The 15,232-nt window shown below is 56.7% G+C and carries 16 protein-coding genes; 11 read left to right on the forward strand and 5 right to left on the reverse strand.

What is annotated here, in order from left to right:
• Positions 1 to 35: 35 nt before the first annotated feature.
• The 4 genes from ftsY to rpoH all read left to right on the forward strand — a co-directional run bounded on the left by ftsY (position 36) and on the right by rpoH (position 3,905).
• A complete protein-coding gene (gene ftsY / locus OR573_04285; protein ID XGA80879.1) occupies positions 36 to 1,262 on the forward strand; it encodes a signal recognition particle-docking protein FtsY in 1,227 nt (408 codons plus the stop codon).
• Positions 1,259 to 1,927 (forward strand): cell division ATP-binding protein FtsE, encoded by a 669-nt coding sequence (gene ftsE, locus OR573_04290; protein XGA80880.1) that lies wholly within the window; start codon positions 1,259 to 1,261, stop codon positions 1,925 to 1,927. The genes ftsY and ftsE overlap by 4 nt, the downstream gene beginning before the upstream one ends.
• A complete protein-coding gene (gene ftsX / locus OR573_04295) occupies positions 1,924 to 2,898 on the forward strand; it encodes a permease-like cell division protein FtsX (protein XGA80881.1) in 975 nt (324 codons plus the stop codon). The genes ftsE and ftsX overlap by 4 nt, the downstream gene beginning before the upstream one ends.
• A gap of 140 nt (positions 2,899 to 3,038) precedes the next feature.
• Positions 3,039 to 3,905: an RNA polymerase sigma factor RpoH gene (gene rpoH / locus OR573_04300; GenBank protein ID XGA80882.1), complete on the forward strand. Its 867-nt coding sequence runs from the start codon at positions 3,039 to 3,041 to the stop codon at positions 3,903 to 3,905.
• Between the two features lie 80 nt (positions 3,906 to 3,985).
• Here the strand turns inward: rpoH and slmA are convergent, their stop codons facing one another.
• The 5 genes from slmA to coaBC all read right to left on the reverse strand — a co-directional run bounded on the left by slmA (position 3,986) and on the right by coaBC (position 8,804).
• Positions 3,986 to 4,594: a nucleoid occlusion factor SlmA gene (gene slmA, locus OR573_04305; GenBank protein XGA80883.1), complete on the reverse strand. Its 609-nt coding sequence runs from the start codon at positions 4,592 to 4,594 to the stop codon at positions 3,986 to 3,988.
• 16 nt (positions 4,595 to 4,610) lie between these two features.
• Entirely contained in the window at positions 4,611 to 5,507 is an 897-nt protein-coding gene (gene argB / locus OR573_04310; protein ID XGA80884.1) for an acetylglutamate kinase, read from the reverse strand.
• A 35-nt stretch (positions 5,508 to 5,542) separates the two neighbouring features.
• On the reverse strand, positions 5,543 to 6,931 hold the full coding sequence (locus OR573_04315; GenBank protein XGA81662.1) for a phosphomannomutase/phosphoglucomutase: 1,389 nt from the start codon (positions 6,929 to 6,931) through the stop codon (positions 5,543 to 5,545).
• A gap of 87 nt (positions 6,932 to 7,018) precedes the next feature.
• Positions 7,019 to 7,492, reverse strand: coding sequence for a dUTP diphosphatase (dut, locus tag OR573_04320; protein XGA80885.1), 474 nt, complete (start codon positions 7,490 to 7,492; stop codon positions 7,019 to 7,021).
• A gap of 67 nt (positions 7,493 to 7,559) precedes the next feature.
• Positions 7,560 to 8,804, reverse strand: coding sequence for a bifunctional phosphopantothenoylcysteine decarboxylase/phosphopantothenate--cysteine ligase CoaBC (coaBC, locus tag OR573_04325; protein XGA80886.1), 1,245 nt, complete (start codon positions 8,802 to 8,804; stop codon positions 7,560 to 7,562).
• Positions 8,805 to 8,915: 111 nt separating this feature from the next.
• Here coaBC and radC point away from each other — a divergent pair, with 111 nt between their 5' ends.
• The 7 genes from radC to OR573_04360 all read left to right on the forward strand — a co-directional run bounded on the left by radC (position 8,916) and on the right by OR573_04360 (position 15,135).
• The gene (gene radC, locus OR573_04330; protein ID XGA80887.1) at positions 8,916 to 9,590 is read left to right on the forward strand and encodes a DNA repair protein RadC; all 675 of its coding nucleotides are present in this window, start codon (positions 8,916 to 8,918) and stop codon (positions 9,588 to 9,590) included.
• A gap of 347 nt (positions 9,591 to 9,937) precedes the next feature.
• Positions 9,938 to 10,174, forward strand: coding sequence for a 50S ribosomal protein L28 (gene rpmB, locus OR573_04335; GenBank protein ID XGA80888.1), 237 nt, complete (start codon positions 9,938 to 9,940; stop codon positions 10,172 to 10,174).
• A gap of 55 nt (positions 10,175 to 10,229) precedes the next feature.
• Positions 10,230 to 10,385, forward strand: a complete 156-nt coding sequence (rpmG, locus tag OR573_04340; GenBank protein XGA80889.1) for a 50S ribosomal protein L33 — start codon at positions 10,230 to 10,232, stop codon at positions 10,383 to 10,385.
• Between the two features lie 141 nt (positions 10,386 to 10,526).
• Positions 10,527 to 11,369 carry a bifunctional DNA-formamidopyrimidine glycosylase/DNA-(apurinic or apyrimidinic site) lyase gene (mutM, locus tag OR573_04345; protein ID XGA80890.1) on the forward strand — a complete coding sequence of 281 codons (843 nt, stop codon included), beginning with the start codon at positions 10,527 to 10,529 and terminating at the stop codon, positions 11,367 to 11,369.
• A gap of 19 nt (positions 11,370 to 11,388) precedes the next feature.
• Positions 11,389 to 12,579, forward strand: coding sequence for a class I SAM-dependent rRNA methyltransferase (locus OR573_04350; GenBank protein XGA80891.1), 1,191 nt, complete (start codon positions 11,389 to 11,391; stop codon positions 12,577 to 12,579).
• A 91-nt stretch (positions 12,580 to 12,670) separates the two neighbouring features.
• Entirely contained in the window at positions 12,671 to 14,356 is a 1,686-nt protein-coding gene (locus OR573_04355) for a sensor histidine kinase (protein ID XGA80892.1), read from the forward strand.
• A gap of 47 nt (positions 14,357 to 14,403) precedes the next feature.
• Positions 14,404 to 15,135 (forward strand): response regulator, encoded by a 732-nt coding sequence (locus OR573_04360; GenBank protein ID XGA80893.1) that lies wholly within the window; start codon positions 14,404 to 14,406, stop codon positions 15,133 to 15,135.
• Positions 15,136 to 15,232: the final 97 nt, after the last annotated feature.

Here is a 15,232-nt window from a genome sequence, read left to right on the forward strand (position 1 = left end):
GGCAGTAATGTTCACTTTTTTCGCGGATGATAGCCATGTTCGGTTTTTTAAAACGTAAGAAACAGCAGGAAGCGGTGGATCAGACCTCTGAGCAGGAGATTGATAACCGCTCTGACGAAGAGGACGTTCAGGAGCATCACGAGGACACTGACAGCCTTCACTCATCCCAGCCAGAAGAGCCGCTGGCCCAGGCACAGGAAGCCGCTGAAAGCTCGGTTATGCCCGAGGAAAAGTTGCCAGACGCTGAGCCGGTGAGTGAGCCTGAGCCCGTATCGCTGCCTCCTGCTGCGCTACAGGAAAAGCCCAGGGCCGCTGAGAAAAAAGGTTGGTTTTCGCGCATCAAGGCAGGCTTGGGGAAAACCCGTGCCAACCTGACCGATGGCATCGCCGATCTGTTTCTAGGCAAGAAGCAGATTGATGATGAGCTGCTTGAGGATCTGGAAACTCAGCTGTTAATGGCGGATGTCGGTATCGAGGCCACCTCCGAGATCATTGAACGTCTGGAAGCGCGTGTGTCACGTAAGGAGCTTAACAACCCGGAGGCCTTGTATCGTGGCTTGCAGGAAGAGCTTGGCGCCATGCTGGAGCCGGTCGCCAAGCCTCTGAGCTTTGAGAAGGAAGGCGATGGCCCCTTTGTCATTCTGGTGGTAGGGGTCAACGGCGTCGGCAAGACCACCACTATTGGCAAGCTGACCCAGCGTTTTCAGCGTGAAGGCAAAAGCGTCATGCTGGCCGCCGGGGATACCTTTCGTGCAGCGGCTGTGGAGCAGTTGAAAGTCTGGGGGGAACGCAACAGTGTGCCGGTAATTGCCCAGCATACAGGTGCAGACAGTGCTTCAGTGATTTATGATGCAGTAGCTGCCGCCAAGGCACGCGGCGTTGATGTGCTTATCGCAGACACGGCGGGACGTCTGCATAATAAGGGCCATCTTATGGAAGAGTTGAAAAAGGTCCATCGAGTGATGACAAAGATTGATCCAAATGCACCCCATGAAGTCATGCTGGTGCTGGACGCAGGTACCGGCCAGAATGCCATCGCACAGGCCAGCACGTTTAATGAAGCCGTGCCGGTAACCGGGATTACCCTGACCAAGCTGGATGGTACGGCCAAGGGCGGAGTTATTTTTGCCTTGGCCAAGCAGCTTGAAACACCGATTCGGTTTATCGGCGTAGGCGAAGGGCTGGATGACCTGCGCCCCTTTGCAGCTAATGATTTTATCGGCGCGTTGTTTGACCGCCAGAGTGAAGATGAACGCACATGATCGACTTCGAGCATGTAGCCAAGCGCTATGGAGGGCGCTTTGAGGCGTTGGCGCACCTGAATTTTCGCGTTGACCGTGGAGAAATGGTGTTTCTGACCGGCCACTCTGGTGCCGGAAAGAGTTCGCTTCTACGCCTTATCATGCGCCTCGAAAAACCCAGCCGTGGACGCGTGGTGGTTGCCGGGCACGACCTGGCGAAACTGCATTCGAGCATGATCCCTTTTTATCGGCGCCAGATTGGCGTGGTCTTCCAGGATCACCAGCTGCTGTTTGACCGTTCCATTTTTCACAACGTCGCCCTGCCTCTGGAAATTCAGGGGATGGAGCCGCGTGATGCGGCACGGCGCACCCGGGCTGCCCTGGATAAAGTCGGCCTGCTGCACCGTGAAAAAGCCCTGCCGATTGAGCTATCCGGTGGTGAACAGCAGCGCGTGGGTATTGCCCGCGCGGTGGTCAACAAGCCCGCACTGCTGCTGGCTGATGAGCCGACCGGGAACCTTGATCCTCAATTATCCGCCGACATCATGGCGCTGTTCGAGGACTTTAACCGGATTGGTACCACCGTTATGGTCGCCAGCCATGACCTGGCGCTGATTGCCCGTTTGCGCCACCGTATGCTGCGTCTTCATGAGGGCCGATTGGTCGCCGATGAGGGGGCTCAATGACATCTACTCCACCTCCTCAACGTCGCGGTGCGCGCACCCAGCAATCGCGTTTTTCCAGCCGCCTTGAATCCTGGAAACTGCATCATCGCGCCATGGCCATTGACAGCCTGCGCCGTCTACTGCGCCATCCCTTGGGTAGTCTTTTGACGATGCTGGCGATTGCCATAGCGCTGATGTTGCCCGCAGGCCTGTGGCTAACCCTTGATAGTGTCCGTGGCCTGGATGCTGAATTGACCCAAAGTGCTACCTTGACGGTCTACCTGGACTCGACGGTGGATAGCGCTGAGGCAGAGCGTATTCATCAGGCAGTGATGGCGCAGCCGGAAGTCACCGAGACGCGCCTGATTGATGCCGATGAAGGCCTGCAGGAGCTGCAGCAGTCTCTGGGCTTGGATGACACCTTGGTTGGTCTTGATGAAAACCCCTTGCCATTTAGCATAGTGGTGCACCCGGACGATGTTTCGCCACAGACGATGCAAGCCACGGCGGACTATTTTGCCGATATGGCCGGTGTGGATGAAGTGCGTCTCGATCTGGCCTGGGTGGAGCGGCTTCGCCAGATTACCGAGCTGGGTAACCGAATTGCGCTGGGGCTAGGGGTTCTGTTTGGCTTGGGCGTGCTGCTGATTGTGGGTAATACCATCCGCCTGGCCGTGGAAAGTCGACGCCGGGAAATTGAAGTCGTCATGCTGATGGGTGCTACCCATGCCTTTGTGCGTCGCCCATTCTTGTATAGCGGTGCCTGGTACGGATTGGGTGGCGGTGTTTTGGCGCTGCTGCTGCTGGGGCTGGGGGGGCAATGGTTGGCGTTACCGGTCACCTCGCTGGCGCAAAGCTATGGAGCGGATTTCACGATGCCTTCTTTAGGGGTCGGCGGCTCTACAATTCTGCTGTTTTGCAGTACACTGCTTGGCTGGTTGGGTGCTTGGCTGGCAGTATCCCGCCATCTTTCCAGCATCAAGCCAGAATAGCGCTATCTTCTGATCAACAGCGGTAGGATCAGAATGTCAGAACTTGCAGATTTCAGGGTTTGCGAGTTGAACTATTTACTGCTAGAAAGTGTCATAAGTTTATAAGCCATAATGGTTATTTTTAGGGAGACCATCTGCACATGAGCAACAGTCTTCTACCGGTGGGACAGCTATCACCAGGCCATGATCTTGGTGGCTACATCAAGGCGGTCAACACCATTTCGGTGCTGAGCGCTGAAGAAGAGCGCGATCTGGCGTTCCGCCTGCATAATGAAGGCGATCTTGAGGCTGCTCGTCGTCTGGTGCTGTCGCACCTGCGTTTTGTGGTACACATTGCCCGCAGTTATTCTGGCTATGGGCTGCCCCAGGCAGACCTGATCCAGGAAGGCAACGTCGGCCTGATGAAGGCGGTCAAGCGTTTTGATCCTCATCAAGGTGTACGCTTGGTGTCGTTTGCCGTTCATTGGATCAAGGCAGAAATTCACGAGTTTGTGCTGCGCAACTGGCGCATCGTTAAAATCGCCACTACCAAGGCCCAGCGTAAACTGTTCTTCAACCTGCGCAGTGCCAAGAAGCGCCTGGCCTGGTTGAATAACGACGAAGTCAATGCGATTGCCGCAGACCTGGACGTCAAGCCGGAAGTGGTTCGCGATATGGAAGGGCGTCTTTCTTCATTTGATGCAGGGTTTGATGCCTCGCCCAGTGATGATGAAGACAGCGTTTATCAGTCGCCAGCACAGTATCTTGACGATGCTGACTCTGATCCAGCCACCCAGCTTGAGTACACTGATTACGAGCAGAACTCTACGCATCTGTTGATGGGCGCGCTGGAAGGGCTGGATGAACGTTCTCGCGATATCCTCCAGCGCCGCTGGCTGGCGGAGGATAAGGCAACGCTGCATGACCTGGCGGATGTCTATGGCGTCAGCGCCGAGCGTATTCGCCAGTTGGAGAAGAACGCCATGAAAAAGCTGCGTGAAAAAATGGGTGATTCGTTGGCGGCCTGATAGCGTCTAGCGAATGCGGTATCCAGATACAACAAAACCCCGAGGTCTTTGAGGCTTCGGGGTTTTTGTTTTGGTAACGTTCAAGCGGGTGGTGGCGTCTCTCGTAGTAGTGATCCAACTACCAGTGCCCACTGGTCTTCCCAATGTTCGGTAGGCAAGCGCTTGAAATCGCTGCGTACATACTGGGCGATATGGCCTTCAGCCTGAGCCACTAACAGGTTGGCAGCCGCTGTCGTGGTGATGGTCGTTCGCTGGCCTTGGTTGACTTCAGCCTCACGCAACACCTGTTTAAGCTGCAGTTCCAGGCGCTCAAACAGTTGGTGCACCCGCTGGCGCAGCCGGGCGGTTTCACCGGTCAGGACATCACCGTGCATGACACGGGCAAGGCCGGGGTTCTTTTCGGCAAAGGCGAGCACCAGGGTAAGAATCCTGGTGCAGCGGCCCATGGCATCAGGTACGTCATCCAGAATCCGGGTGATTCGGGTAAACAGGCTTTCCTCGATAAACTCGATCAGGCCTTCGTACATACGCGCCTTGCTGGGGAAGTGGCGGTAAAGCGCTGCTTCCGACACGCCTACCTGGCGTGCCAGTGCGGCGGTAGTAATGCGTTTACCGCTATCTTCTTCCAGCATTAATGCCAATGCCTGCAGAATCTGCTGGCGACGATCCAGTGTTGAGTCACGCCCCATGTGCTGCCTCCTTGCGTTAGCTTGCGTCAGTAATCAGTGTACCTACCCCGGCATTGGTGAAAATTTCCAGTAAAACGGCGTGGGGAACGCGGCCATCGATAATGTGGGCGCTGTTGACCCCGCCCTTGACTGCTTCCAGGGCACAGCGAATCTTGGGCAGCATGCCGCCGTGAATGGTGCCATCGGCAATCAGGCCATCTACCTGAGCGGTACTTAGCCCGGTCAGCACCTCGCCTTCGCTGTTCATCAAGCCGGCGACATTGGTCAGCAGCATCAGCTTTTCAGCGTTAAGCGCTTCGGCAATCTTGCCGGCCACCAGGTCGGCATTGATATTGTAGCTATTGCCTGCCGGATCGACGCCGATAGGCGCGATTACCGGAATAAAATCCCGGGCAGCGAGCATCTCGATCAGATCAGTGGAAATCGATTCCACCTCACCGACGTGGCCGATATCGATAATTTCCGGAGCGGTCATTTCCGGGCTCTGATGCTCGACCTTCAGCTGGCGGGCGCGAATCTGAGCGCCGTCCTTGCCGGTCAGGCCAATGGCCTTGCCGCCACTCTGGTTGATCAGGTTGACAATGCTTTTGTTGACCAGCCCGCCCAATACCATTTCCACCACGTCCATGGTGCGCGCATCGGTTACCCGCATGCCATTGACGAAGCGGGATTCAATGTTCAGCTTGGCCAGTAAGTCACCAATCTGGGGCCCGCCGCCGTGAACGACGACCGGGTTAATGCCGACTTCCTTCATCAGCACAATGTTGCGGGCAAAGGAATCGATCAGGGCGGTTTCCGTCATGGCGTTACCGCCGTACTTGACCACCACTGTCTTGCCTGAGAACTGCTGGATGTAGGGAAGTGCCTCGGAAAGGACTTCCACAACGACCTGGGGGTCGCGGCTTGATTGCATGGCGTTTTCCTCGCGTAATCCAATAGGCAAAAGCGTTACTCGGTCGGCAATGCAAGGCTAGGGTCTACCTGGCGCAGAGCCGCCGCGAAACTGGCCTGAATGCGCGCCAGTGCTTCGGCATTCTTGCCCTCAAAGCGCAGCACCAGCATGGGAGTGGTGTTGGATGCGCGGCAAAGCCCCCAGCCGTCCGGATAGTCAACGCGAATGCCGTCCAGGGTGGTTTTGATGCCGTCGCCGAAATCCCCTTCACGGGCCAGTTTGTCGACCAGGGCAAACTTGTTGTCATCGGTAACGGTGATATTGATTTCTGGTGTGCCCATATCCAGCGGGAAGCTGGCAAAATAGCTGTCGGCGTCGTCCGGTTGACCCGCGAGGATCTCCAGCAGACGCGCAGCGGCATACATGCCATCGTCGAAACCGTACCAGCGTTCCTTGAAGAAGATATGCCCGCTCATTTCGCCTGCCAGCAGGGCGCCGGTCTCTTTCATCCGCGCCTTGATCAGAGAGTGGCCGGTACGCCACATCTCCGGTTCGCCGCCGGCCTGCTCAATCACGGGCGTCAGGTTACCCGTGCACTTGACGTCAAAGATCACCTTGGCACCGGCATTGCGGGACAGCATGTCAGTGGCAAAGGCCATCAGTAGATGATCCGGGTAAATCAGTTTGCCGCTGGGGGTAATAACGCCCAGGCGGTCGCCGTCACCATCAAAGGCCAGGCCGATATCGGCGTTGGTTTCCTTGACCTTGGCAATCAGGTCCTTGAGGTTTTCAGGCTTGCCCGGATCAGGGTGATGGTTGGGGAAGGTGCCGTCGATCTCGGCAAACAGGGGCAGGGTTTCAACGCCCAGGCGCTCAATTAGTTGCGGCCCCATTTCGCCAGCGACGCCATTGCCACAGTCCACCACTGCCTTGAGAGGGCGCTTGACCTTGATGTCACCGATAACCCGTTCAAGATAGCGTTCGCGGACATCTTCTTCGCGCACTTCACCCTGGCCGCTTGCCAGCTGATTGTCGACGATGCGTTGATACAGGGCGCTAATCGCTTCACCAGAAAGCGTTTCGCCACCCAGAACAATCTTGAAGCCGTTGTAATCAGGTGGGTTATGGCTGCCAGTCACCATGACGCCAGAAGCGGTGCCCTCAAGAATATGGGTGGCAAAATACAGCACAGGGGTGGGCACCATGCCGATGTTGACCACGTTCTGGCCTGCAGCGATCAGGCCATGTATCAGCGCACCCTGCAGGCGCTCGCCAGAAAGACGGCCGTCACGGGCAACCACCACCGTGGATTCCCCTCGAGCAGCAGCTTCGCTGCCAATCGCCTGGCCGATCTGCTTGACACCGGCTTCGGTCAGGGTGTCGTCAACAATGCCGCGAATGTCATAGGCGCGAAAAATAGAAGCGGGAAGTGAGGTGGTGGTCATCATCAGTCCTGTCAGTGAAGGTCAAAAGGTTGAAAGCGTTTTTTAATTAGGGCAGTCATCAGTGGCGGCCAGGCGCTACTCAGACACTCAACGGCTACCGGTGCTGCCAAAGCCGCCCGTGCCACGAGCTGAGTCGTCGAATTGTTCAACAATCTGCAGTTGCGCCTGTACGACGGGCACGATCACATACTGTGCCAGCCGTTCGAAGGGCTCAAGCGTAAAGGCCTGCTGGCCACGGTTCCACACCGAGACCATCAGCTCCCCCTGATAGTCCGAATCAATCAGCCCGACGAGGTTGCCCAGCACGATGCCATGTTTATGCCCAAGCCCAGAGCGGGGCAGGATCATACCGGCAAGCTGTGGAGAGCTGATATGGATGGCGAGCCCGGTGCGTACCAGTTGGCAGTCGCCGGGTGCCAGGGTCAGCGGAGCATCCAGCAGGGCGTGAAGATCCATGCCCGCCGAGCCTTCAGTGGCATAGGAGGGCAGGTAGTCGCGGATGCGCTCGTCAAGAATCCGGCATTGCAGCAGCGGCGTGGTAAGGTCAGTCGGCAGTGTCATTCAAATCTCATCCAGGTATTCAGTACGTTACTGCGGTTTATACAAGTGTTCAGGAGCGCAAATATGCTCAGCGGTTTTTCAGGCGGCTATCGGCAAGTAGCAGTGCCCGCTGGATAATGGCATCCGCCAGCTGTTGCTTGGACTGTGCTGGCTGGTGCTCGCTATCAGTGCCCTCCTGGCTGCGCCATAGCAACCAGGCCGCGTTATCATCACTGCCAAAGCCTAGCCCCAATGCAGACACATCATTGGCAACAATCATGTCCAGCCCTTTGCGGCTCAGTTTATCGCGGGCGTAATGCTCGACCTCGCGGGTTTCGGCTGCAAAGCCGATCACAAGGGGGCGCTTGGGGGCAGGGAGTGCAGCGACACGGGCAATAATATCGGGGTTTTTAACCAGCGTCAGGGTCAGTGTCTCGCTATCATCGGTTTTCTTGATCTTGTGGGCGGAGGGGGCTTCCATGCGGTAATCGGCAACGGCCGCACAGCCGATGAATAGGTCCGCCTGAGGCGCCAGACGCTGAGCGGCGGCATCCATTTCGCGGGCGGTCTCGATATCAATTCGCTCAACCTTCTCAGGGGTTGGCTGGTTGACCGGCCCGCTGATCAGCGTGACGTTCAAGCCTTGGCGAACGGCGGCGGCGGCCAGGGCAAAGCCCATCTTCCCCGAGCTGTGGTTGGAAATATAGCGCACCGGGTCGAGCGGTTCGCGGGTGGGGCCAGCGGTAATCACGACATGCCGAGCGTTGCCAACTGGCGGTTGCGGCGGGGTAAAGTGCGCCCTCACAGCGTCGCCGATGACTTCAGGTTCGCTCATGCGGCCAAGCCCGGTGTCGCCACAGGCCTGCTCGCCAGCCGCAGGGCCGATCATCTTCCAGCCGTCTTCACTCAAAGTGCGCAGGTTGCGCTGGGTGGCTATGTGGCGCCACATGGCCTGGTTCATGGCGGGTGCCATCAGGCGCGGTGCGTCGCTGGCCAGGCACAGGGTAGTGAGGAGATCATCGGCCATGCCCTGGGCCAGGCGCGCCATGAGGTCAGCGGTTGCCGGGGCAATAACAATAAGATCTGCCCAGCGGGCCAGTTCAATATGACCCATACCGGCTTCGGCCTGAGGGTCAAGCAGGGAAGTGCGCACTTCTTCGCCGGAAAGTGCCTGTAGCGTCATCGGCGTAATAAATGCCTGGGCGCCCTGAGTCATCACCACGCGCACATCGCAACCCGCCTGTTTGAGCAGGCGAACGATGAGGGCACTTTTGTAGGCTGCAATCCCGCCGCTGACGCCAAGCAACACGCGTTTACCCGTCAATATGGCCATGCTGACTATATCCATGCCTATAAAAGGCCTTACCTTACCACTGGCAGGGTTGCTTTGGCATGTCTAAGCTTCAGAGACAAGGATCAACACCACCATTAGGCAGGGACGCAGATGGGCATCAATCATTGGCCGGAAGGCGAAAGACCGCGTGAAAAATTACTGGCCTTCGGGCCCCAGACTCTATCGGATGCCGAGCTGCTGGCAATTTTTCTACGGGTTGGGGTGAAAGGGCGTTCAGCCGTAGATCTGGCGCGGGATCTGCTGACCAGCTTTGGTGGCCTGCGCCCCCTCATGGAGGCAGACCAGAGCGCCTTCTGTGCTGCCCGAGGCCTGGGCAGCGCCAAATATGCCCAGCTGCAGGCCACGCTGGAGCTTTCCCGCCGTCATCTGGCCAGCCAGCTTGCACGGGGCAATGCACTGACTTCACCTGCTTTGGTGCGCCATTACCTGACCTCCCAGTTACGTCATCTGGGCCATGAAGAATTTGCCGTGCTGTTTCTGGATACTCAGCACCGCATCATTCGTTATGAATCCCTGTTTCGTGGCACTCTCGACAGCGCCTCGGTTTACCCTCGGGATGTTGCCAAGCGGGCGCTGGAGCTGGGGGCCGGTGCGCTGATTCTAGCCCACAACCACCCGTCTGGCGTGGCCGAGCCCAGTGATGCGGATCGTCGGATTACTGAACGCTTGAAGGATGCTCTTGGCCTGTTTGATATTCGTGTGCTTGACCATTTTGTGGTCGGGGACGGTGAAGTGGTCTCCTTTGCTGAGCGTGGCTGGATATAGGCGCCAAGTTGTGGGATCATATGCGGCCTTTAAAGATTGGCGCCGATAATGCGGTCAATGCCCCTTGTTATTTTGGCTGCTCATCTTTGAACCTCGTATTTCCAGTTATTTTTTGGGGTAGCGCGGGAAACCAGCCAGAGTCCGGAAGACGCCGACAAGGCATCTTTTAGGTCTTTTCTGGCAGTTTTGCTTGCTGCCTGCAAAGTCTTCTGGTATAAAATGCCACCTTTGAACTTGGGTTGAATAACGGGCTTGGGAAATATCCGGCAATATGCATCCGCCGACTGCTTCTCTGCTCCGGTTTGCCCGACAGTTTTGAACAACTCGCCAAGCGGTTGGAGGCTATCATGTCCAAAGTATGTCAGGTTACCGGCAAGCGCCCGGTATCCGGTAACAATGTATCTCACTCCCAGCGTAAGACGCGTCGTCGTTTCTTACCGAACCTGCACACCCATCGTTTCTGGGTGGAATCTCAAAACCGCTTCGTCAAGCTGCGCGTTTCCTCCAAGGGTATGCGTATCATTGATAAGCGCGGTATCGAGACAGTTCTGGAAGACATCCGCAAGCGCGGCGAAGCTATCTAAGCCAAGCTAAGGGCTATTCAGGCCAAGCCAGGCATCCTATTGGGAGAGTAAGACCATGCGCGATAAGATCAAGTTGGTGTCAAGTGCCGGTACTGGCCACTTCTACACCACTGACAAGAACAAGCGTAATACACCGGACAAGTTTGAATTCAAGAAATACGATCCGGTCGTACGCAAGCATGTGATGTATAAGGAAGCCAAGATCAAGTAAGCCTCTGGCACGCTGATCGGCTTTCACCGCAGGCGAGTTTGCCTGTTAAAAACCCGGCTAACCGCCGGGTTTTTGCATATTGGCCGATTGCTCGTGTGTTCAGTGTACGTCATTGCAGTGTAATGATTGGCGGCGAATATCATGCCTGAACTCCCGGAAGTTGAAACCACGCGACGCGGTATAGCGCCTTACGTGGAAAATCAGCAGATAAGTGAAGTAATTGTACGTAATGGCCGGTTGCGGGTTCCCGTGCCCGAGGCCCTGGCAGATGATCTGGTGGGGAGATATATCGGCAATCTGCGCCGCCGTGCCAAATACCTGCTGCTACCGCTTGAAAACGGTCAATCGGAACCCGGCGGGCAAGCGCGTACGCTACTATGGCATCTAGGGATGTCCGGCAGCCTGCGTATCGCCCAAGTCGGTGATCTGCCCAAAAAACATGACCATGTTGATCTGGTGTTCAGCAATGGTCATATACTGCGTTATCACGACCCGCGCCGCTTCGGTTTTGTGGATTGGCTGGCAGGGGATGAATACAGCGATAAACGCCTGACACGCCTGGGGCCTGAACCACTGTCACCCGATTTTACTGGCCAGCGGTTATATCGTCTTTCGCGAGGCAAGCGTGTCGCCGTCAAGCCCTTTTTGATGGACAACCAGGTAGTGGTTGGGGTAGGGAATATCTACGCCAGCGAAGCGCTGTTCATGGCGGGTATCGATCCGCGCCGAGAGGCGGGCCGTGTTTCGCTGGCGCGCTATCAGCGTCTGGCGGCTGCCGCCCAGGAAGTGTTGGCAGCAGCGATTACCCAAGGGGGCACCACCTTGCGTGACTTTGTCAGTGGTCAGGGGGAGCCGGGTTATTTTGCCCAGCGCCTGAATGTTTATGGTCGTCATGGAGAGCCTTGCCGGCGCTGTGGCGAAGAGTTAAAACGCATCACACTCGGGCAGCGCGCCAGCGTTTATTGTCCGCTGTGTCAGCGTTAGCCGCTATTTGGAGAATTGTGTGACCCAACGCCTGAGATTGAACAAAAACGCTGAACGCCGCCTGAAAGCCGGTCACTTGTGGATCTACTCCAACGAAGTGGACACCAAGGAAACGCCGCTCAAAAACTTCACTGGCGGTGAAACCGCCATCGTCGAAGAAGCCAACGGGCGTGCGCTGGGTGTGGCCTATGTGAACCCGCATTCATTGATTTGCGCACGCATCATGTCCCGTGACCCTTCCATGCGTCTGGATCGTTCACTGTTTATTCACCGCTTCAATCAGGCGCTGGCGCTGCGCGAGCAGCTCTTCAACAAGCCTTTTTATCGCTTGGTACATGGCGAAGGCGACCTGCTGCCTGGGCTGGTGGTTGACCGCTTTGGCGATATTCTGGTTGTACAGCTGAATACAGCCGGTATGCAGGCAATGAGTGAAGAGATTGTCGATGCCCTGGAAAAAGTGCTCAAACCCAGCGCCATTGTGTTCCGCAATGACACCGGTGGGCGCCGTCAGGAAGGCCTTGAGGCTCAGGTTGAAGTTGTCAAAGGCGAGCTGCCTGACGAAATCCTGATTGAAGAAAATGGCGTGCATTTCGTGGTGCCGGTGCTTAATGGCCAGAAAACCGGCTGGTTCTTTGACCACCGCGCTAACCGCGAATGGCTCAACCGCCATGTGGCCGGTAAGCGTGTCCTGGACGTGTTCAGCTATGTGGGCGGTTGGGGCGTGCAGGCCGCCGCTAGCGGTGCCAGTGAGGTGCTGTGTGTGGATTCCTCCGGCCCGGCACTTGAGCAGGTCGCGCGGAATGCCGAGCTCAACGGCGTTCACGAGCAGGTGGCGATTGCCGAAGCCGACGCCTTTGATGCCCTGGCAGCGCTCAAGGCAGATGGTGAGCAGTTTGATGTGGTGATTCTCGACCCGCCCGCCTTTATCAAGAAGCGCAAGGACATCTCTAACGGCGAACGCGCCTATGCGCGCCTCAACCGTGAAGCCATGCGCCTGTTGGGTCGCGATGGTCTGCTGCTGTCAGCTTCCTGCTCCATGCATCTGGCGCCAGAGCGCCTGGTTGACGTGGTGCGTGGCTCGGTGCGTCATCAGGATCGCCACGGCCAGATTATTTTCCAGGGGCACCAGGGGCCTGATCATCCGGTGCATCCGGCGATTGCCGAAACCGCTTATCTTAAGGCCTTGGGTGTGCGGGTTTTTCGCGATTGATAGCGTAGTCCACTTGATAGATAGCATGAAAACCATGCAAAGGGTGTTCAGCGCAGAGTGATAATAACAATGCTTTATACAGAACCAGGTTATGGCAGCCCAGCGCTCGCGTACCTTGGCTGAGCTTCAGCGCTGGCGGCGTACGCGTACTAAACGCCGCTGGTACAAACGCAGCTTCCGCCTTCAGGTCATGCTGTTGGTGGGCCTGCTGCTGGCGGTCATGTTGCTGGCTCAAGGCACCTACCTGAACTTCCGTCTCGCTGAGACAGTCACCCATCAGATGGGGCAGCGGGCATTGGCGGTTGCCAAAACGGTGGCCGCGATGCCGGAGGTTGTCGATGCCTTTTCAACCTCAGATCCTTCCTTGATCATTCAGCCGATTGCCGAGCGGGTTCGCCAGCAAACCGGCGCCCGCTATGTGGTGGTCGGCAATGCTCAGACGGTGCGCTATTCTCATCCGGTGCCTGAACGTATCGGCCAACGGATGGTGGGCGGTGATAATGAACAGGCGCTGATTGATGGTGAGTCCTACGTATCTGAAGCCACGGGCACCCTGGGGACTGCCATGCGCGGCAAGACCCCGGTGCGCGATGCACAGGGCACTATCATTGGTGTCGTCTCGGTAGGCTTTATGCTGGAGCGGGTGGATATGGATGTGGCCCGCTATACCAGCCTTGGTTGGATGCTGGTGACGTTAATGATAGTGCTTGGTTTTGGCGGCGCCTACTGGCTTTCCCAGCATCTTAAGAAAGTCATACTCGGGCTTGAACCCTACGAAATTGCCCGCCTTGCCATGGAAAAAGAGGCGATTTTACAGTCCATTCATGAAGGGATTCTGGCGGTTAACCGTGAGGGCCAGATTACCCTGATTAACCAGCAGGCACGTCGCTTTCTGGGCCTGTCGGACGAACAGGTGCTGTTGGGGCAGCCGATTCATGACGTAGTGCCCAACTCGCGGTTGCTGGAAGTGTTAAAGCGTGGCGAGCAGGAGTTTGATCAGGAAATGTGGTTGGGTAATCATCCCGTGGTGGCTAACCGCGTGCCGATTATTCATGACGGTGAAGTTGAAGGGGCTGTGGCTACCTTCCGTAGCCGCCGGGAAATTGTTGATCTCTCTCAGGCACTGACCCAGGCCAGTCGCGACGTGGATATGCTGCGTGCGCAGGCTCATGAGTTTTCCAACAAGCTTTACACCATTTCCGGACTTTTGCAGCTTGAGCGCGTGGATGAAGCCTTGGCGCTGATTCACCATGAAACCGAGCGCGCCCAGGCGCAGATGAGCTTTCTGATGCATCGTGTCGCGGATGCGGTGCTCAGTGGTACGCTACTGGGTAAGTTGACCCGTGCCCGTGAGTTGGGAGTGACGTTGGATATTGATGATCAGAGCTCGCTGTCCTGCCCGCTGACGGTGACCGGCCAGGAAGTGATGATGAGTGTGATAGGCAATTTGCTCGATAATGCCTGCTATGCCGCGTTGAATGGCCCGAACGCCGAAGCGCCAAAAGTACGCCTGTTCTTTACCGACCTGGGGGAGCAGCTACTGATTGAAGTTGAGGATAATGGCTCAGGGGTGGCCATCGAGCACGCACAGACGATCTTTCATGAAGGATTCTCGACCAAAACCGGTAAGCATAGTGGTATCGGGCTGGCGCTGGTTTCACGCCTTTGCCGTCAGCATGGCGGTGAAGTAACTCTGGAAGAGGGCGATCTGGGCGGGGCATGCTTTACCGTCGTGCTGGATCGTTCACTTTGTGCTCACTCTGGTTTGCCCATATAACTCGCACGCCGACCCTTATAATAACAACGTCAGCGGGAGAAACGACGATGTCTGCAACGCAATATGGCATTCTGGTTGTCGAAGACGATTTCCGCATTGCCGATATCCATAAGGCGTTCATTGAACAGAGTGACGGCTTTTATGCGGTGGGAATAGCGCGTAATGGCAGTGAAGCAAAAACGCTGATGGTCGAGCATGCCGATGAGATTCAGCTGGTTTTACTGGATGCCTACCTGCCTGACGTAGAAGGCCTGGAACTTTTATGGTCAATTCGCCGTGATTTTCTGCACGTGGATATTGTCATGGTGACGGCGGCCCGCGAGGTCGACACCATCAGTGAAGCACTGCGCGGCGGTGTGTTTGACTACCTGATCAAACCGATTGAAGCGGCTCGAATGCGCCAGATGCTGACCCGCTTCCGCCGTGAGCGGGAGGCATTGGCCAACCGGGCTGAGATGAACCAGGACGAACTTGACCATATGCTGGCGCGGCTGCAGCCAGGCGGCGACCTTCAGCGGCCGGGTCAAGGCTTGCCAAAAGGCATTGACCGCTTGACCCTGCGCCGGGTAGTGGATTCGCTGGCCTCAGAGCATGAGGCCCGTACCGCCATGCAAGTGGCTCGCGCCATGGGTGCCAGCCGTTCAACGGCGAGGCGTTATCTGGAATTTCTGGTCGCTGAACAGGCGGTCAATGCCGAGCTTGGCTATGGTGATGTGGGCCGCCCCGAGCGTCGCTACCGTCTGTTGGTAACGGCTCAGGCCTGGCTGGAGACACTATGATTGGCTGATTCAGTAAGATTGGCTGTGAACAGAATGAACAAAACGCCCAAAATGAACATTTTGTGATTAATGGTCATAAGCTTGTCCCTTGAGGTGG

It is taken from the genome of Halomonas sp. CH40 (genome assembly GCA_041875495.1).
In the GTDB taxonomy this organism is placed as follows: domain Bacteria; phylum Pseudomonadota; class Gammaproteobacteria; order Pseudomonadales; family Halomonadaceae; genus Vreelandella.